The sequence below is a fragment of the Erwinia sp. JUb26 genome (assembly GCF_003751505.1).
GTDB lineage: Bacteria > Pseudomonadota > Gammaproteobacteria > Enterobacterales > Enterobacteriaceae > Erwinia.
The window spans coordinates 13,629-31,543 of record NZ_RJVB01000009.1 but is presented as its reverse complement, the minus strand read 5'-3'; the positions used below and the strand labels follow the sequence as shown (position 1 = coordinate 31,543).

The window sequence follows — 17,915 nt, the reverse complement described above, 5'->3', positions numbered from 1 at the left end:
GCCAATGGCCAATCACCCCCGTGCCGGGCAGCCAGCCCGGCAGAGCGATTTAATTAACGTTGCACAGTTAACATCGCAGTACTACGTCTTACAGCCTGAACTGGGCAATGCGGAACATGCAGTAAAATTCGGCACCTCAGGTCATCGCGGTAGCGCGGGTCGTCACAGTTTCAATGAAACGCATATCCTGGCGATTGCCCAGGCGATTGCCGAAGAACGTAAAAAGAACGGCGTGACCGGGCCCTGCTACGTTGGTAAAGATACCCACGCGCTGTCTGAACCGGCGATTATCTCGGTGCTGGAAGTGCTGGCGGCAAACGGTGTGGATGTGATTGTGCAGCAGGATAATGGCTATACGCCGACTCCTGCGATTTCGAACGCTATCCTTGAGCATAATAAAGCCGGAGCGGCACTCGCGGACGGCATTGTGATTACGCCTTCCCACAATCCACCGGAAGATGGCGGCATCAAATACAACCCGCCAAACGGTGGACCGGCGGATACCAACGTCACCAAAGTGGTGGAAGATCGTGCCAATGCCTTAATTAAGGACGGTCTGAAAGACGTTAAGCGTATTTCTCTCGATCAGGCATGGGCCAGCGGCCATCTGCAGGAGCAGGATCTGATCCAGCCGTATATCGAAGGTCTGGCGACGATCGTCGATATCCCGGCGATTCAGAAAGCGGGCCTGAAAATCGGCGTCGATCCACTGGGTGGATCCGGTATTGCCTACTGGCAGCGTATTGCTGAGTTCTACAAGCTCGATCTGACTATCGTTAACGATGCCGTCGATCAGACCTTCCGCTTTATGCACCTGGATAAAGATGGCGTGATCCGTATGGACTGCTCATCCGAGTGTGCCATGGCGGGCCTGCTGGCGCTGCGCGACAAGTTCGATCTGGCGTTTGCCAACGACCCGGATTATGACCGCCATGGCATCGTCACGCCTGCCGGACTGATGAATCCTAACCACTATCTGGCCGTTGCGGTGAACTATCTGTTCCAGCATCGTCCGCAGTGGGGCAAAGACGTCGCCGTAGGCAAAACGCTGGTTTCAAGTGCGATGATTGACCGTGTGGTTAACGATATCGGCCGTAAGCTGGTGGAAGTGCCTGTGGGCTTCAAGTGGTTTGTTGATGGCCTGTTTGACGGTACCTTCGGCTTCGGTGGTGAAGAGAGCGCGGGGGCATCCTTCCTGCGCTTCGACGGCACGCCGTGGTCAACCGACAAAGACGGCATCATCATGTGCCTGCTGGCGGCGGAAATTACCGCCGTGACCGGTAAGAATCCGCAGCAGCACTATGATGAACTGGCCGAGCGCTTCGGTGCACCAAGCTATAACCGTATCCAGGCTGCGGCAACGTCAGCCCAGAAAGCTGCCCTGTCGAAGCTTTCTCCGGAAATGGTTAGCGCGGACACGCTGGCGGGCGATCCGATCACCGACCGTCTGACTGCTGCGCCGGGTAATGGCGCATCCATCGGTGGACTGAAAGTGATGACTAAAAACGGCTGGTTTGCCGCGCGTCCTTCCGGCACTGAAGATGCCTACAAAATCTACTGTGAAAGCTTCCTCGGTGCCGAGCACCGCGAGAAGATTGAGAAAGAAGCGGTAGAGATAGTCAGCGCGGTGTTGAAAAATGCCTGAGGCTGATGTTGCCGCTGAGGCGACGCAGTCGCAGCGGTAATCATGATTAAGGCCATTCTCTGAATGGCCTTTTTTTGTTGCCGTAATTCAGGGAATAAAGCGATAGCCCACGCCGGTTTCCGTCAGCAGATGCTGGGGCTGGGCGGGATCGCGCTCCAGCTTTTGCCGAAGGTGGCCCATATAGATCCGCAGGTAGTGACTGTGCTCAACCGCATTCGGTCCCCAGACCTGAACCAGCAGCTGCCGCTGGGTCATGACCTTGCCGGGATGATTCAGCAGGCTGACCAGCAGACGAAATTCAATCGGCGTCAGATGCAGATCGCTGCCATCGCGGGTGACCCGCCGGGCGGCAATATCGACGCTGACGTCGCTAAAGGTAATTTGTGCCTGCTCGCTGCTCCCGGTCGATGCCGGACGGTGGCGCAGGGCAACGCGCACTCTCGCCAGCAGTTCACCCACGCCAAAGGGCTTCGTCAGAAAGTCATCGGCACCGGCATCCAACGCTATGATTTTATCCTGCTCGTCGCTGCGTGCCGATAACACAATGATCGGCATGCTGCTCCACTGGCGTACTTCACGAATAAACTGAATGCCGTCACCGTCCGGTAATCCGAGGTCGAGGATCGCCAGTTCAGGCTTGCGCGTGGCGGCCTCAATCAGCCCACGGCTGAGCGTGTCGGCATCCACCACGCGAAAGCTTTCGCCCTCCAGCGCCACACGTAGAAAACGGCGGATCTCTTTTTCATCTTCAACGATCAGAATCGTGGTCAAGGTTCCTCCGCACCGGCAGTCAGACCGATCTGCCGGGAAACGCCATTATGGTGGCTAATTTAGCAAAAGAGGCGACGGATAGCCCACTGCTGTTTCTCGATGCGCTCACTTGTTAACTAATCGATCATATCAACGGTAATTTTAAGTCTTTATTAACCATCATGTAACATAATTACAGTTTGGGCGAAAATAGCCCAAAATTCAGGCAAAATAAGTGGTCCGATCAGTAGTAAAATTACATTAAAGGCGCTATTATTTTGCTCAGATTACAGACGATTTTTTTAACCGATTTGAGGAGGACGTATGAATCTTTATCACTCTTATTCAACTACGCGGATTTTCATGCGTCGTGCAGCGGTTGTGCTCGCCGGTGTTCTCGCGCTGCCGGTCATGCTGTTCCGCGCCGACCGTGCCCGTTTTTACAGCTACCTCCACCGGGTTTGGTTGAAAACCAGCGATAAGCCAGTCTGGCTGGCGGAAGCCGAGTCGGTCTGCTGCGATTTTTATTAATCCCGGTTTCAACGCGACAGCTTTAAGCTAAACCAACAATTCAATGCCATTTTTTCAGTTTACTATCCCGCCTGAGTGCGGGATTTTTTTTGCGTAAAATCCATCAACAGAGGTTTTAAGAGATAAATCAGCGAAACTGATCTACACTCAAACCTGTACAATAATTTTTAGGTTGTATAGATATGAGCAAAAAAATTCCTGTTGGCATCAGTGCCTGCCTGCTCGGTGAGCGGGTAAGATTTGACGGTGGACATAAGCGCTCTGCTTTCGCGGCAGAAGAGCTGGCTCCTTATCTTCACTATGAGCCGGTCTGCCCGGAGATGGCGATTGGTTTACCGGCACCCCGGCCCGCACTGCGCCTGACTCAAGGCGAAGGGGATGAGGTAGCGCTGCGCTTTAGCAACGGTAAGGCGTCCGACGTTAACGGGAAAGATATAGCTGTGACCGAAAAGATGCAGACATTCTCCGCTGAAAAGGTGGCCCAGCTTCACCATCTGTGTGGCTACATCGTTTGTGCGAAATCGCCCAGCTGCGGCATGGAGCGCGTGCGGGTCTATCAGCCTGATAACAACAATAATCAAAAAGAGGGCGTCGGAATTTTCACCCGCGAGCTGATGGCGCAGCTGCCGTGGCTGCCGGTGGAAGAAGACGGACGACTGCACGATCCTATCCTGCGGGAGAATTTCGTCGCGCGGGTGTATGCGCTGCATGAGTTTAATCAGCTGTGGGCGGGCGGTCTGACCCGGGCAAAACTGATGGATTACCACAGCCGTTACAAACTGCTTCTGCTGGCACACTCGCAGCCAAAATACCGGGAAATCGGCCCGTTCGTGGCCAAAATGGATCGCTGGGAATCGCTGGAGGAGTTCGCTCTGGCCTATCGTCAGCTGCTGATGGATTTGATGAAGCTGCCCGCCTCGCGCAGTAATCACACCAATGTGCTGATGCACGTTCAGGGTTATTTCCGCCGTGAGCTGAATCCGCCTCAGCGCCAGGAACTGACTACGCTGATTGACAGCTACCGCCGCGGTATCCAGCCTTTACTGGCCCCGATTACCCTGCTGAAACACTATATGACGCAGTATCCGCATCCCTGGCTGACCGGGCAGCGCTACTTCTCGCCTTATCCTGAAGCCCTGCGGCTGCGTTACGGATACTAAATACATTCAGGGAGCATTATGACAACCCACCTGGTCTGGCTGCGTAACGATCTGCGCATCAACGACAACCATGCCCTTTATGCCGCCTGCCGCTCAGGCAGCGCGAAAGTTATTGCGCTATTTATTGCCACGCCGAAACAGTGGCAGAGCCATAGCATGGCCGCGAAGCAGGCGGAATTTATCTGGCAGAGTCTGCAGGATCTGCAGCAGTCACTGGCACAGAAGGGCATCGAGCTGCATCTTGCCGAATGTGATGACTTCAGCGCCTCCGTGGATCGGCTGCTGGACTTCTGCCAGGAGCACCGCGTTGACCGCATGTTTTATAACTATCAGTACGAAGTTAACGAGCGCCAGCGCGATGCTGATGCCGAGCGGGTGCTGTTTGATCATGATGTAATGGTGCAGGGATTTGACGACAGCCTGCTGCTGCCGCCCGGTAGCGTGCTGACCGGCAATCGTGAAATGTATAAGGTCTTTACGCCGTTCAGTAAGGCCTTTGTTAAGCGTCTGCAGGAAGGATTGCCCGAATGTTTTTCCGCTCCGGCCGTGCGCGAAAGCGGGCCGCTGAAAAACGTTTCTCCGCTGAAGCCCTTTAACTATCCGCGAGAATCCATCGACAGCACGCTGTTTCCCGCCGGTGAAAAGGCGGCGATTGCCAGGCTGCGTGAATTCAGCCAGCAACCGGTGACGCACTACCCCGAGCGGCGTGACTTACCCGCGCTGGACGGCACCAGCCGTCTTTCGGTGTATTTAGCCCTCGGCGTGCTGTCACCGCGCCAGTGCCTATATCGACTGCTAAAAGAGCATCCGCGCGGGCTGGAAGACGGCAAAGTTTTTGTCTGGCTGAATGAGCTTATCTGGCGAGAGTTTTATCGCCATTTGATCGTGGCTTACCCGGCGCTGTGCCGCCATCAGCCCTTTGTCCGCTGGACGCGTAAGGTCGCCTGGCGCGATGCACCCGAGCAACTTGCCGCCTGGAAGGAAGGCAAAACCGGCTATCCGATTGTGGACGCCGCCATGCGTCAGCTTAACACTCTCGGCTGGATGCATAACCGGCTGCGGATGATCGCCGCCAGCTTCCTGGTGAAAGACCTGCTGATCGACTGGCGCGAGGGCGAACGCTACTTTATGTCACAGCTGATTGATGGCGACCTGGCGGCGAATAACGGCGGCTGGCAGTGGGCCGCTTCTACCGGCACCGACGCGGCACCGTATTTCCGCATTTTTAATCCCACCACGCAGGGCGAACGCTTCGATACGGCAGGCGAGTTTATTCGTCAGTGGCTGCCCGAACTGCGGCAGGTGCCGGAAAAATATATTCATCAGCCCCATGAGTGGGCAAAGAAAATGAACCAAAGGCTCGATTATCCTGCGCCGATCGTGGAACATAAACAGGCACGCCAGCAAACGCTGGACGCCTTTGAAGCTGCACGAAAACAGATGGATTGATTATGCGCAATAGTGAACTCGAACAGCTGGTTAACCAGTTACTGAATGCCACCGCCTTTAAGGACTATGGCCCAAACGGGTTGCAGGTCGAAGGTAAGAGCGAAATTAAAAAGATCGTCACTGGTGTGACCGCCTGCCAGGCGCTTCTGGATGAAGCCGTGCGGTTGGAGGCTGATGCTGTGCTGGTGCATCACGGCTATTTCTGGAAAAACGAACCTTCGGTTATCAAAGGGATGAAGCGTCAGCGCCTGAAAACGCTGCTGGCGAACGACATCAACCTGTTTGGCTGGCATCTGCCGCTGGATGCGCACCTTGAACTGGGCAACAACGCCCTGCTGGCGAAGATGTTCGGTATCGAGATGAAAGGTGAAGTGGAACAGCTACTGTTCTGGGGCGAGTTTGCCCAGCCGATTAGCGGCGAACAGCTGGCGAAGCGCATTGAAGATACGCTGGGACGTACGCCTCTGCACTGCGGCGACAACGCCCCGGCGCTGATTAAGCGCGTCGCGTGGTGCAGCGGCGGCGGACAGGGCTTTATTGATGCCGCCGCCGCGTTTGGCGTTGATGCATTTATCAGCGGTGAAGCCTCCGAACAAACCATCCACAGCGCGCGCGAGCAGGGGCTCCATTTTTACGGTGCCGGCCATCACGCCACCGAACGCTGCGGTATTCAAGCGCTCGGTGAGTGGCTGGCCAAACATCACGGCCTGGATGTCACTTTTATTGATATCGATAATCCGGTCTGATCCCCGTATCAGCAACCTGCGGGAGGCAGCTGCCGCCGCCCCGTAGGTTGACACCGTTACGACAATCTCGCATAACTGTTTCCCTGTCCGTCAATGGCGATCACTTCCGCTCAGGAGGCTTGGGTGCAGCGAGCACGATGTTATTTGTTAGGAGAACGCACTGTGGTGCTGGAACTGGATCCGCCGGTTTCACTGAGCAGCCAGCAGCGTATATGGGGACTGGCGCAGCGCTTGCGCGGTCGTCCCGAAGTCATCGATGTTGTCCCCGGGATGAATAATATTACCGTCGCGTTGAGCGATCCGCAGCAAACCGCTCTGGATGCCATTGAGTGGCTACAGCAGTGGTGGGAAACCAGTGAAATACAGGTCCCGGAATCACGCTTAATCGACATCGCGGTGGTCTACGGTGGCCCGGCGGGTCCCGATCTTGACGAGGTCGCGCGCCACTGCGAAATGAGCGCCTCGCAGGTGGTTGCCTGCCACAGCGCCGTGGAATATGTCGTCTATTTTATCGGCTTCCAGCCCGGCTTCCCTTATCTTGGCGGTCTTGATAGCCGCCTGCACACGCCGCGTCGCGCCGAGCCCAGGCTACAGGTTCCTGCCGGATCGGTTGCCATCGGCGGGGCACAGACCGGTGTTTATCCCCTGGCCACGCCCGGCGGCTGGCAGCTGATTGGCCGGGCACAAACCACACTGTTCACCCCAGATCGGCAGCCGCCGGTGCTGTTGCGTTCCGGCGATCGGGTGCGCTTTGTGCCGCAGAAGGAGGGCGTATGCTGAAAATCATTCGTGCCGGGATCAGCACCAGCATTCAGGACGCCGGACGGAACGGCTGGGGTCAGTACGGCATCAGTCGCTGCGGCGCACTGGATACTCCGGCGATGCAGACGGCCAATATGCTGGTGGGCAATGCACCGGATGAGGCGGTTCTGGAAATCACTCTCGGGCAGTTTACCGCTGAATTTGGTCGCGACGGCTGGCTCGCGCTCACCGGAGCGGGGTGCAACGCAAAATTGGACGGAGAGACTCTCTGGACCGGCTGGCGAACGGCAGTGAAAAAAGGTCAGCGCCTCACGCTCAGTATGCCGCAGCGCGGTATGCGCAGCTATCTGGCCGTTAATGGCGGTTTTGCTGTCGAACCGCAGCTGGGATCGAAAAGCACCGATCTGAAAGCGGGTTTCGGCGGTCTTGCCGGACGAAAGCTGCGGGATGGCGATCGGCTGCCGCTGGGGGCAGCGACGCGTGATTTTAGTCAACCTGCGGGTGTACGGCAGCTGCTGTGGGGCAATCGGGTGCGGGCGCTGCCCGGGCCGGAGTACCATGAATTCAGCGTCGACAGCCGTGAGGCATTCTGGCGCACCGCATGGCGGCTCGACCCGCAAAGTAACCGCATGGGATACCGCCTACAGGGGCGTAAGCTCCAGCGCGAAGCCGATCGTGAACTGCTATCGCACGGGCTGGTTCCCGGCGTGGTGCAGGTGCCTGCCGGAGGGCAGCCGATTGTGCTGCTGGCCGATGCCCAGACTACCGGCGGTTACCCGCGCATCGCCTGCGTGATCGAAGCCGACCTCTATCATCTGGCGCAGCTGCGGCTGGGTGAGCCGATCCACTTTGTCCACTGCACGCTGGAAGAGGCGCTGCAGGCCAAAAGAGAGCAGCAGCGCGTGCTGGATCAGATCGCCTGGGGATTAAGGGCATGAAAATCGATCTTAATGCCGATATCGGCGAAGGATGCCCCGGCGAACGGGAGCTTTTGCCGCTGGTCACATCGGTTAATATCGCCTGCGGTTTTCACGCGGGCGATGCATCCACCATGCTGCAGTCGGTGCGGCAGGCGCTGCATGCCGGCGTGGCGATTGGCGCACATCCCAGCTTTCCGGACCGTGAAAACTTTGGCCGTACGGCGATGCAGCTGCCGCCGGACGAGGTTTATGCCCAGGTGATTTACCAGGTCGGTGCACTGAAGGCGCTGACCGAAAGCCTTGGCGGTAGGCTGGCTCACGTCAAACCCCACGGTATGCTGTACAACCAGGCGGCGCGAGGAATACCGCTGGCGGAGGCGATAGCCCGGGCGGTGAAGGCCGTCGATCCGGCACTGATTCTGGTCGGGTTGGCGGGGAGTGAATCGATTCGGGCTGCGCGGGCGCAGGGGCTGGTGACGCGAGAAGAGGTTTTTGCCGATCGCGGCTATCAGGCTGACGGTTCATTGGTGCCGCGCGGGCAGCCGGGCGCGCTGATAGACGACGTGGAGCTGGCTATTCGTCAGACGCTGGATATGGTGCAGCGCGGCGAAGTGCTGAGCGTGACGGGAAAGTGGGTGTCGGTAAAAGCGGAAACGGTCTGCCTTCACGGCGACGGTCCTCATGCGCTTAACTTTGCGCAGCGGCTCCAGCAGGCTTTTCGTGCCCATTTGATCGATGTCACCAACCGTTAGATTCGGTGGACCGAGTCTTTATCCGCCATTTTGTAACGGCTTCAGGTTCCCGGTCATAACAGGTTACAACCAGGTTCTCTCAACATCGGAATTTGGCATTTCACCGCCGCCGATATCATAGGTTAATGACGCAACGGAGTTTGCATGCCGGAAGGTCCTGAAATTCGCCGGGCGGCGGACCGCCTGGAAGACGCCATCAAAGGTAAAGTGCTGACCGATGTCTGGTTCGCTTTTCCTGAATTACAGACTTATCAGAATGAACTGACAGGGCAGCGCGTCACGGCCATTGAGACACGCGGCAAGGCGCTACTGACCCACTTTTCCAACGGGTTGACGCTCTACAGCCATAATCAGCTTTACGGCGTGTGGCGCGTGGTGCCGACCGGTAAACAACCTGACAGTAAACGCGTGCTGCGGGTCAGACTGTCGGCGGCGGATAAAACGCTGCTTTTATACAGCGCATCGGATATCGAACTGCTGGATGCCGACGGTGTGGCCGCCCATCCCTTTCTAAACAGAGTCGGGCCGGACGTGTTGGATCCCTTGCTGTCGGTTGAGCAGGTGCGCGAGCGACTGCTGTCTAAGCGTTTTCGCCGTCGCCAGTTTAGCGGGCTGCTGCTCGATCAAAGCTTTCTTGCCGGGTTAGGTAACTATCTGCGGGTTGAAATTCTCTGGCAGGCGGAGCTGGCGGCGAGTCATCGGGCCGAGGATCTGAGCGATGCTCAGTGCGATGTGCTGGCGGAAGCGCTGCTGGCGATACCGCGCCTTTCCTACCGAACGCGCGGTGAGGCGGATGAAAACCGCCATCACGGCGCGATTTTCAGTTTTAAGGTGTTTCATCGGGCAGGGCAGGCCTGTGAACGCTGTGGGGAAACCATCGTCAAAACGACCTTATCTTCGCGCCCGTTTTACTGGTGCCCTGGTTGTCAGAAATAAAAAAGCCGGGATGCAGATCCCGGCTTTTTATTGGCTCGTTTCCAGCTCTGATTAAAAAATCAGGCCAGCCTCGCAGTTACTTCTTCAGACTGGAGGTAAAATCACGCTTGTCGTAGCCGGTATACAGCTGACGAGGACGGGCAATCTTCACACCGTCATCGTGCATTTCTTTCCAGTGTGCAATCCAGCCAACGGTTCGCGCCATCGCGAAGATAACGGTAAACATTGAAGATGGAATGCCCATGGCTTTCAGAATAATGCCGGAATAGAAGTCAACGTTTGGATAGAGTTTGCGCTCAATAAAGTACGGATCGTTCAGCGCAATGTGCTCCAGTTCCATGGCGACTTCTAGCAGGTCATCTTTCATACCCAGCTCTTTCAGCACTTCATGGCAGGTTTCACGCATCACGGTGGCACGCGGATCGTAGTTTTTGTACACGCGGTGGCCAAAGCCCATCAGACGGAACGAATCGTTCTTATCTTTGGCGCGGCGCAGGAACTCAGGAATGTGTTCGACGGTGCTGATTTCTTCCAGCATACGCAGGCAGGCTTCGTTCGCGCCGCCGTGAGCCGGTCCCCACAGCGAGGCGATGCCCGCGGCGATACAGGCAAACGGGTTCGCACCGGAAGAGCCGGCGGTACGCACGGTAGAGGTGGAGGCGTTTTGCTCGTGATCGGCGTGCAGGATCAGGATACGATCCATCGCTCTTTCCAGCACCGGATTCACGACATATTCTTCACACGGCGTAGAGAACATCATGTGCAGGAAGTTACCGGCATAGGAAAGGTCGTTGCGCGGATAGGCAAAAGGCTGACCGATGGAATATTTGTAACACATTGCTGCCATGGTAGGCATTTTCGACAGCAGACGGAATGCGGCGATTTCACGATGACGTTCGATGTTAACGTCCATAGCATCATGATAGAAGGCTGCCAGCGCACCGGTGACGCCGCACATGACGGCCATCGGATGCGAGTCACGACGGAAGCCACGGAACAGATGATGGATCTGCTCGTGCAACATGGTGTGGCGGGTGACCGTCGTTCTGAATTCGTCAAACTGGGCTTTCGTTGGGGCTTCGCCGTTTAACAGGATGTAGCACACTTCCAGGTAGTTGGAATGCAGAGCCAGCTGATCGATAGGGAAACCACGATGCAGCAAAATGCCTTCATCACCGTCGATGTAGGTAATTTTAGATTCGCAGGACGCGGTAGAGGTAAAGCCTGGATCAAAGGTGAAATACCCTTTAGAACCTAAAGCCCGGACATCAATCTCTTCCTGACCTAACGTGCCTTTTAGCACATTAAGTTCAATAGGAGCTTCGCCTTCGAGGGTTAGCGTCGCTTTTTTATCAGCCATTTATAGTCTCCTTAGCGCCTTATATAGGGATCTTTAACACCGGGAAGTTACGCACTCCCAGCTCATTGCCAGGCGCAGAAGGTAATCATCTCTGTGGCATCTTTAAGGCGTGCAGGGTACAGAGTGACGGGCGCTCGTGGGCTGGGTTAGGCACATTCCTGAGAGTGTAGCATGGTAGTTAAGAGATCCGGTCTAAACATGCTTACGTTATAACCAATACCGTTGCTTTATAAAGAATACGACTCAATGTTACATAACTTGTGCTTAGGGGAAAGTGTATCCCCATAACTTTTGTGCATCATAGAACTTTTATTGCTCAGTTTGTAACAGAAATGTTGAAGTTATGTCAAATCAGGTAATTGAATTTGTATCAATTATGAAAACCGTGAATGCGATCACTGTTCTATCGAAATGTCTCCAAAGTGTTTGTAGGGGAATTGTAATGAGAATGTGATCCGCCTATACTGCCGCCAGGTCTCCGGGAATACCCTGTTGTAGGAGCCACCCAGCGTTTCATACGCGTCGTTTTGACACTGGATGTTGTTTTAGGTGCCTGGCGCAATGTTCGACTTGTTAACGCTGTCTGACCCGCCCTCAGGACCGGAGGAAGCAAAATAAGAAAAGCTGTGTGGGCAAAACCGTGAAAAAACAAAGACCTGTCAACTTGGATCTCACTACGATCCGGTTTCCCGTTACTGCAATAGCATCCATTCTCCACCGCGTTTCCGGTGTGATCACCTTTGTGGCGATCGGGATCCTGCTCTGGTTACTGGGTCTGTCACTCTCTTCACCCGAAGGCTTCCAGCAGGCATCTGCCGTGATGGACAGCTTTATCGCTAAATTCATTATGTGGGGCATTCTGACCGCGCTGGCTTATCACATTGCCGGTGGCATTCGCCATTTAATGATGGATTTTGGCTATCTGGGTGAAACCTTAGAAACGGGCAAACTTTCTGCGCAAATTGCGTTCGGTATTACTGTCGTGCTCTCAATCCTGGCTGGAGTCCTTGTATGGTAAGCAATGCTTCTGCACTGGGTCGTAATGGCATCCATGACTGGCTGTTACTCCGTGCCGCCGCCATGGTGATGACCCTCTATGTGATTTATATCCTCGGTTTTCTGGTGATGTCTGGGACCCTGACCTATGACATCTGGCGTGGTTTTTTCGCCTCTTCCTTTACTAAAGTTTTCACCCTTCTGACGCTGTTATCCATTCTGGTGCACGGCTGGATCGGCATGTGGCAGGTACTGACCGACTACATTAAACCACTGGCGCTGCGCATGATGCTGCAGCTGGTGATTGTGGTTGCGCTGTTGGTATATGCAATTTATGGAACTGTAGTGGTGTGGGGTGCGTGATGAGTTTGCCAGTCAGAGAATTTGATGCCGTAGTAATCGGTGCCGGTGGTGCAGGTATGCGCGCGGCACTGCAGATTTCCCAATCGGGCCAGACCTGTGCCCTGTTGTCGAAAGTTTTCCCAACCCGTTCCCACACCGTGTCTGCTCAGGGCGGTATTACCGTAGCGCTGGGTAACAGCCACGAAGATAACTGGGAATGGCACATGTACGATACCGTTAAGGGTTCCGACTACATCGGAGACCAGGACGCGATAGAATATATGTGTAACGTCGGTCCAGAAGCGATTCTGGAACTGGAGCACATGGGTCTGCCGTTCTCCCGTCTGGACGATGGCCGTATCTACCAGCGCCCGTTCGGCGGCCAGTCGAAGAACTTCGGCGGCGAGCAGGCGGCCCGTACCGCCGCAGCCGCTGACCGTACCGGCCATGCGCTGTTGCATACGCTGTATCAGCAGAACCTGAAAAATCACACCACGATCTTCTCCGAATGGTACGCGCTGGACCTGGTGAAAAACGCCGACGGTGCCATTGTCGGCTGTACCGCGCTGAACATTGAAGACGGTGAAGTGGTGTACTTCAAAGCCCGCGCCACCGTTCTGGCGACCGGTGGTGCCGGACGTATCTACCAGTCCACCACCAATGCGCATATCAACACCGGTGACGGCGTGGGTATGGCACTGCGTGCCGGTGTGCCGGTGCAGGATATGGAAATGTGGCAGTTCCACCCAACGGGTATTGCCGGTGCCGGCGTGCTGGTGACGGAAGGCTGTCGCGGTGAGGGCGGTTACCTGCTGAACAAGCACGGCGAGCGCTTTATGGAACGCTACGCGCCAAATGCGAAAGATCTGGCCGGGCGCGATGTGGTTGCTCGCTCGATCATGATCGAAATCCGCGAAGGCCGCGGCTGCGATGGTCCGTGGGGCCCGCACGCCAAGCTGAAACTGGATCACTTAGGTAAAGACGTTTTAGAAGCGCGCCTGCCGGGTATCCTCGAGCTGTCCCGTACCTTTGCTCACGTCGATCCGGTGAAAGAGCCGATCCCGGTTATCCCGACCTGCCACTATATGATGGGCGGCATTCCGACCCGCGTAAGCGGCCAGGCACTAACGGTAAATGAACAGGGTGAAGATGTGCTGGTCCCTGGCCTGTTTGCCGTGGGTGAAATCGCCTGCGTTTCGGTACACGGTGCTAACCGTCTGGGCGGCAACTCGCTGCTAGACCTGGTGGTCTTTGGCCGTGCTGCGGGTGTGCATCTGCAGGAATCTATTGCCGAGCAGGGTGAACTGCGCGATGCGACAGAAGAAGAGATCGAAGCCTCGCTGGCGCGTCTGAACCGCTGGAACAACAACGTTTCCGGTGAAGATCCTGCCGACCTGCGCAAGGCACTGCAGGCCTGCATGCAGAATAACTTCTCGGTATTCCGTGAAGGTGATGCGATGGCTAAAGGCCTGGCCGAGCTGAAAGTTCTGCGTGAGCGCCTGAAGAATGCCCGTCTTGACGATCGTTCCAGCGACTTCAACACCCAGCGCGTTGAGTGCCTGGAGCTGGATAACCTGATGGAAACGGCTTATGCCACCGCGGTGTCAGCGAACTACCGCACCGAAAGCCGTGGAGCGCACAGCCGCTTCGACTATCCTGAGCGTGATGATGCGAACTGGTTATGTCACAGCCTGTATCTGCCGCAAAGTGAAAGCATGACGCGCCGTGAGGTGAACATGCAGCCGAAACTGCGTGCGGCCTTCCCGCCGAAAGCGCGTACTTACTAGTTTGCGGAGAAACACATGAGACTCGAATTTTCCATCTATCGTTATAACCCGGATGTCGACGATGCTCCGCGGATGCAGGATTACACGCTGGAGTCTGAAGAAGGCCGCGACATGATGCTGCTGGACGCATTGATGCGTCTGAAAGAGAAAGATCCCACCTTAGCCTTCCGTCGGTCCTGCCGCGAAGGGGTATGTGGTTCTGACGGCATCAATATGAACGGTAAGAACGGTCTGGCCTGCATCACGCCGGTTTCCGCACTGGGCAACGGCAAGAAGAAAATTGTTATCCGCCCACTGCCGGGTTTACCGGTTATTCGTGATTTGGTGGTAGACATGGGGCAATTCTATGCTCAGTATGAGAAGATTAAGCCTTACCTGTTGAATAATGGGAAGAAACCACCGGCAAGAGAACATTTGCAGCAGCCGGAGCAGCGTGAAAAACTGGATGGCCTGTATGAGTGTATTCTTTGTGCATGCTGTTCCACCTCTTGTCCGTCATTCTGGTGGAATCCGGACAAGTTTATCGGCCCGGCAGGCCTGCTGGCGGCATACCGCTTCCTGATTGACAGCCGCGATACGGAAACCGATGCGCGCCTGGATAATCTGAATGATGCTTTCAGCGTATTCCGCTGCCACAGCATTATGAACTGTGTCAGTGTTTGCCCGAAAGGGCTAAACCCGACCAAAGCCATCGGCCATATCAAGTCGATGCTGCTGCAGCGCGGCGCATAACAGGTATGATATCCGGGAACCTCTGGTTCCCGGAGTTTTAACAGGTCATCTTTGTAAGATGTTTCCGACAGAGAGCAGTTGTTGGAAACGTCTTGCAAAGGTTCCCTTACGGGCCGGTCGCTCGTATCGAAGAACCGTATTTCGGTATGCCGTTTACACGGCGCGGGACTTGCAAAGGTTCCATAAACAACCACGGCGAAAAAAAGCAAAAAATGCTTAAGGGATCACAATGCAGAACAGCGCGATGAAACCCTGGCTGGACTCCTCCTGGCTGGCCGGCGCGAACCAGTCCTACATAGAGCAACTCTATGAGGACTTTTTAACCGATCCTGACTCTGTCGATGATGCATGGAAATCTCTTTTCCAGCAGCTTCCCGGTACTGGGGTTAAACCTGAGCAATTTCATTCCTCCACTCGCGAGTACTTCCGCCGTCTGGCGAAAGACGCTTCGCGCTACACCGCTTCCGTTAGCGATCCTGAAACCAATGCCAAGCAGGTCAAGGTTCTCCAGCTGATTAACACCTTCCGCTTCCGCGGGCATCAGCATGCCAACCTCGATCCGTTAGGGCTATGGAAGCTGGAGACGGTACCGGATCTTGATCCTGCATATCATGGATTAAGTGAGGCTGACTTCCAGGAGAGTTTCAACGTCGGTTCGTTTGCCATCGGCAAAGACACGATGAAGCTGTCCGATCTGTATGCAGCGCTGAAACAAACCTACTGCGGTTCAATCGGTGCTGAGTACATGCATATCACCAATACCGATGAAAAGCGCTGGATCCAGCAGCGTCTTGAGTCAGTGATGGGGCGTGCGTCATTCTCTGTCGAAGAGAAGAAGGGCTTCCTCAAACAGCTGACCGCAGCAGAAGGTCTGGAGCGCTATCTGGGAGCGAAGTTCCCGGGTGCGAAGCGCTTCTCACTGGAAGGCGGCGATGCGCTGGTGCCAATGCTCAATGAGATGATCCGTCATGCCGGCAAGAGCGGCACGCGTGAAGTGGTGCTGGGTATGGCGCACCGCGGACGTCTCAACGTACTGATCAACGTGCTGGGTAAAAGGCCGCAGGAGCTGTTCGACGAGTTCTCCGGCAAGCACAAAGAACATCTGGGTACCGGTGACGTTAAGTACCATATGGGCTTCTCTTCAGATGTGGAAACAGAGGGTGGCAGCGTGCACCTGGCGCTGGCGTTCAACCCTTCGCACCTGGAAATCGTCAGCCCGGTCGTCATGGGCTCGGTGCGTGCGCGCCTTGACCGTCTTGATGAGCCGAGCAGCAATAAAGTCTTGCCGATTACCATTCACGGCGATGCAGCAGTGACCGGGCAGGGCGTGGTGCAGGAAACCCTGAACATGTCGCAGGCTCGCGGCTATGAAGTGGGCGGTACCGTGCGTATCGTGATCAACAACCAGATTGGTTTCACCACCTCAAACCCGAAAGACGCCCGTTCGACTCAGTACTGTACCGATATTGGTAAAATGGTACTGGCTCCGATCTTCCACGTGAACGCGGATGACCCGGAAGCCGTTGCCTTTGTCACTCGTCTGGCGTTGGATTTCCGTAACACCTTCAAACGCGACGTGTTTATCGATCTGGTCTGCTATCGCCGTCACGGTCATAACGAAGCTGATGAGCCAAGCGCCACTCAGCCGGTGATGTACCAGAAAATCAAGAAACACCCAACGCCGCGTAAACTCTATGCTGATAAGCTGGAAGCCGAAAAGGTCGCCAGCCTGGAAGATGCCACGGAAATGGTCAACCTGTACCGTGATGCACTGGATGCCGGTGAATGCGTGGTGCCGGAATGGCGTCCGATGAGCCTGCACTCTTTCACCTGGTCTCCTTATCTGAACCACGAGTGGGATGAAAGATATCCGGAAACCATCGAGCTGAAACGCCTGCAGGAACTGGCTAAGCGCATCAGCACGGTGCCGGAAGCGGTTGAAATGCAGTCGCGCGTGGCGAAAATTTATAACGATCGCGCCGAAATGGCAGCGGGGAATAAACTGTTCGACTGGGGCGCAGCTGAAAACCTGGCCTACGCGACGCTGGTTGACGAAGGGATCCCATGCCGCCTGTCCGGTGAGGATATGGGGCGCGGTACCTTCTTCCATCGTCACGCAGTGATCCACAACCAGGCAAACGGTTCTACCTATACCCCGCTGCAGCACGTGCACAACGGTCAGGGTACTTTCAAAGTCTGGGATTCCGTGCTGTCTGAAGAAGCGGTACTGGCCTTTGAATACGGTTACGCCACCGCTGAACCACGCACGCTGACCATCTGGGAAGCGCAGTTTGGCGACTTCGCCAACGGCGCGCAGGTGGTTATCGATCAGTTCATCAGCTCCGGCGAGCAGAAATGGGGCCGTATGTGTGGCCTGGTAATGCTGCTGCCGCACGGCTATGAAGGTCAGGGCCCGGAGCACTCCTCCGCGCGTCTTGAACGTTATCTGCAGCTGTGCGCCGAGCAGAATATGCAGGTTTGCGTTCCTTCTACGCCGGCTCAGGTTTACCACATGCTGCGTCGTCAGGCGCTGCGCGGTATGCGTCGTCCGCTGGTGGTGATGTCACCGAAGTCATTGCTGCGTCATCCTCAGGCGGTATCTTCCCTGGAAGAGCTGGCTAACGGCGGCTTCCAGCCGGCGATTGGTGAAATCGATGAGCTCGATCCGCAGGGCGTGAAACGCGTCGTGCTGTGTTCCGGTAAAGTATATTACGACCTGTTGGATAAGCGCCGTAAAAACGAGCAAACCAACGTGGCCATCGTACGTATCGAGCAGCTGTATCCGTTCCCGCACAAAGCGGTGCAGGATATTCTGCAGCAGTACGCCCACGTGCATGATTTTGTCTGGTGTCAGGAAGAGCCTCTGAACCAGGGTGCATGGTATTGCAGTCAGCATCATTTCCGCGAAGTCGTGCCGTTTGGGGCTTCATTACGTTATGCCGGTCGTCCTGCATCTGCATCACCGGCAGTTGGCTATATGTCCGTTCACCAGAAGCAGCAGCAAGATCTGGTTGATGACGCGCTGAACGTTGAATAAATTAAGGAAA

The 17,915-nt window shown here is 55.7% G+C and carries 16 protein-coding genes; 14 read left to right on the top strand and 2 right to left on the bottom strand.

What is annotated here, in order from left to right; translation table 11 throughout:
* The first annotated feature begins 4 nt into the window (after window positions 1–4).
* Complete coding sequence (gene pgm / locus EC836_RS20525) at window positions 5–1,645, top strand: phosphoglucomutase (alpha-D-glucose-1,6-bisphosphate-dependent) (RefSeq protein ID WP_199735254.1); 1,641 nt, start codon at window positions 5–7, stop codon at window positions 1,643–1,645.
* Window positions 1,646–1,732: 87 nt separating this feature from the next.
* On the opposite strand, the gene kdpE is transcribed toward pgm, so the two are convergent.
* Window positions 1,733–2,416 carry a two-component system response regulator KdpE gene (gene kdpE / locus EC836_RS20520; protein ID WP_123336561.1) on the bottom strand — a complete coding sequence of 228 codons (684 nt, stop codon included), beginning with the start codon at window positions 2,414–2,416 and terminating at the stop codon, window positions 1,733–1,735.
* Between the two features lie 303 nt (window positions 2,417–2,719).
* Here kdpE and EC836_RS20515 point away from each other — a divergent pair, with 303 nt between their 5' ends.
* From EC836_RS20515 to nei, 8 genes are all read left to right on the top strand, one after another.
* The gene (locus EC836_RS20515; RefSeq protein ID WP_123336559.1) at window positions 2,720–2,926 is read left to right on the top strand and encodes a YbfA family protein; all 207 of its coding nucleotides are present in this window, start codon (window positions 2,720–2,722) and stop codon (window positions 2,924–2,926) included.
* Between the two features lie 182 nt (window positions 2,927–3,108).
* Entirely contained in the window at window positions 3,109–4,086 is a 978-nt protein-coding gene (locus tag EC836_RS20510; protein WP_123336557.1) for a 2-thiouracil desulfurase family protein, read from the top strand.
* Between the two features lie 18 nt (window positions 4,087–4,104).
* Window positions 4,105–5,535 (top strand): deoxyribodipyrimidine photo-lyase, encoded by a 1,431-nt coding sequence (gene phrB, locus EC836_RS20505; protein ID WP_123336555.1) that lies wholly within the window; start codon window positions 4,105–4,107, stop codon window positions 5,533–5,535.
* A gap of 2 nt (window positions 5,536–5,537) precedes the next feature.
* The gene (locus tag EC836_RS20500) at window positions 5,538–6,281 is read left to right on the top strand and encodes a type 2 GTP cyclohydrolase I (protein WP_123336553.1); all 744 of its coding nucleotides are present in this window, start codon (window positions 5,538–5,540) and stop codon (window positions 6,279–6,281) included.
* A 123-nt stretch (window positions 6,282–6,404) separates the two neighbouring features.
* Window positions 6,405–7,061 (top strand): 5-oxoprolinase subunit PxpB, encoded by a 657-nt coding sequence (pxpB, locus tag EC836_RS20495; protein ID WP_123336551.1) that lies wholly within the window; start codon window positions 6,405–6,407, stop codon window positions 7,059–7,061.
* On the top strand, window positions 7,055–7,981 hold the full coding sequence (pxpC, locus tag EC836_RS20490; protein ID WP_123336549.1) for a 5-oxoprolinase subunit PxpC: 927 nt from the start codon (window positions 7,055–7,057) through the stop codon (window positions 7,979–7,981). Before pxpB ends, pxpC begins: the two co-directional genes overlap by 7 nt.
* Window positions 7,978–8,715 (top strand): 5-oxoprolinase subunit PxpA, encoded by a 738-nt coding sequence (gene pxpA, locus EC836_RS20485; protein WP_123336547.1) that lies wholly within the window; start codon window positions 7,978–7,980, stop codon window positions 8,713–8,715. The genes pxpC and pxpA overlap by 4 nt, the downstream gene beginning before the upstream one ends.
* A gap of 144 nt (window positions 8,716–8,859) precedes the next feature.
* Complete coding sequence (nei, locus tag EC836_RS20480) at window positions 8,860–9,651, top strand: endonuclease VIII (protein WP_123336545.1); 792 nt, start codon at window positions 8,860–8,862, stop codon at window positions 9,649–9,651.
* Between the two features lie 76 nt (window positions 9,652–9,727).
* Here the strand turns inward: nei and EC836_RS20475 are convergent, their stop codons facing one another.
* Complete coding sequence (locus tag EC836_RS20475; RefSeq protein ID WP_123336543.1) at window positions 9,728–11,011, bottom strand: citrate synthase; 1,284 nt, start codon at window positions 11,009–11,011, stop codon at window positions 9,728–9,730.
* Between the two features lie 628 nt (window positions 11,012–11,639).
* On the opposite strand from EC836_RS20475, the gene sdhC reads away from it, so the two are divergent.
* The 5 genes from sdhC to sucA all read left to right on the top strand — a co-directional run bounded on the left by sdhC (window position 11,640) and on the right by sucA (window position 17,905).
* Window positions 11,640–12,029 (top strand): succinate dehydrogenase cytochrome b556 subunit, encoded by a 390-nt coding sequence (gene sdhC / locus EC836_RS20470; RefSeq protein WP_105591080.1) that lies wholly within the window; start codon window positions 11,640–11,642, stop codon window positions 12,027–12,029.
* A complete protein-coding gene (gene sdhD, locus EC836_RS20465; RefSeq protein WP_123336541.1) occupies window positions 12,023–12,370 on the top strand; it encodes a succinate dehydrogenase membrane anchor subunit in 348 nt (115 codons plus the stop codon). Before sdhC ends, sdhD begins: the two co-directional genes overlap by 7 nt.
* Window positions 12,370–14,136, top strand: coding sequence for a succinate dehydrogenase flavoprotein subunit (gene sdhA, locus EC836_RS20460; RefSeq protein ID WP_123336539.1), 1,767 nt, complete (start codon window positions 12,370–12,372; stop codon window positions 14,134–14,136). The genes sdhD and sdhA overlap by 1 nt, the downstream gene beginning before the upstream one ends.
* Window positions 14,137–14,151: 15 nt before the next feature.
* Window positions 14,152–14,868, top strand: a complete 717-nt coding sequence (locus tag EC836_RS20455) for a succinate dehydrogenase iron-sulfur subunit (RefSeq protein ID WP_123336537.1) — start codon at window positions 14,152–14,154, stop codon at window positions 14,866–14,868.
* 229 nt (window positions 14,869–15,097) lie between these two features.
* Window positions 15,098–17,905, top strand: coding sequence for a 2-oxoglutarate dehydrogenase E1 component (sucA, locus tag EC836_RS20450; protein WP_123336535.1), 2,808 nt, complete (start codon window positions 15,098–15,100; stop codon window positions 17,903–17,905).
* Window positions 17,906–17,915: the final 10 nt, after the last annotated feature.

Bases quoted from the DNA above. Each gene is read 5' to 3' on its own strand.
- nei (WP_123336545.1), top strand. From the start codon at position 8,860: ATGCCGGAAGGTCCTGAAATTCGCCGGGCGGCGGACCGCCTGGAAGAC.
- sdhD (WP_123336541.1), top strand. From the start codon at position 12,023: ATGGTAAGCAATGCTTCTGCACTGGGTCGTAATGGCATCCATGACTGG.
- EC836_RS20510 (WP_123336557.1), top strand. From the start codon at position 3,109: ATGAGCAAAAAAATTCCTGTTGGCATCAGTGCCTGCCTGCTCGGTGAG.
- sucA (WP_123336535.1), top strand. From the start codon at position 15,098: ATGCAGAACAGCGCGATGAAACCCTGGCTGGACTCCTCCTGGCTGGCC.
- EC836_RS20515 (WP_123336559.1), top strand. From the start codon at position 2,720: ATGAATCTTTATCACTCTTATTCAACTACGCGGATTTTCATGCGTCGT.
- pxpC (WP_123336549.1), top strand. From the start codon at position 7,055: ATGCTGAAAATCATTCGTGCCGGGATCAGCACCAGCATTCAGGACGCC.
- sdhA (WP_123336539.1), top strand. From the start codon at position 12,370: ATGAGTTTGCCAGTCAGAGAATTTGATGCCGTAGTAATCGGTGCCGGT.
- EC836_RS20500 (WP_123336553.1), top strand. From the start codon at position 5,538: ATGCGCAATAGTGAACTCGAACAGCTGGTTAACCAGTTACTGAATGCC.
- pxpA (WP_123336547.1), top strand. From the start codon at position 7,978: ATGAAAATCGATCTTAATGCCGATATCGGCGAAGGATGCCCCGGCGAA.
- phrB (WP_123336555.1), top strand. From the start codon at position 4,105: ATGACAACCCACCTGGTCTGGCTGCGTAACGATCTGCGCATCAACGAC.
- pgm (WP_199735254.1), top strand. From the start codon at position 5: ATGGCCAATCACCCCCGTGCCGGGCAGCCAGCCCGGCAGAGCGATTTA.
- EC836_RS20455 (WP_123336537.1), top strand. From the start codon at position 14,152: ATGAGACTCGAATTTTCCATCTATCGTTATAACCCGGATGTCGACGAT.
- EC836_RS20475 (WP_123336543.1), bottom strand. From the start codon at position 11,011: ATGGCTGATAAAAAAGCGACGCTAACCCTCGAAGGCGAAGCTCCTATT.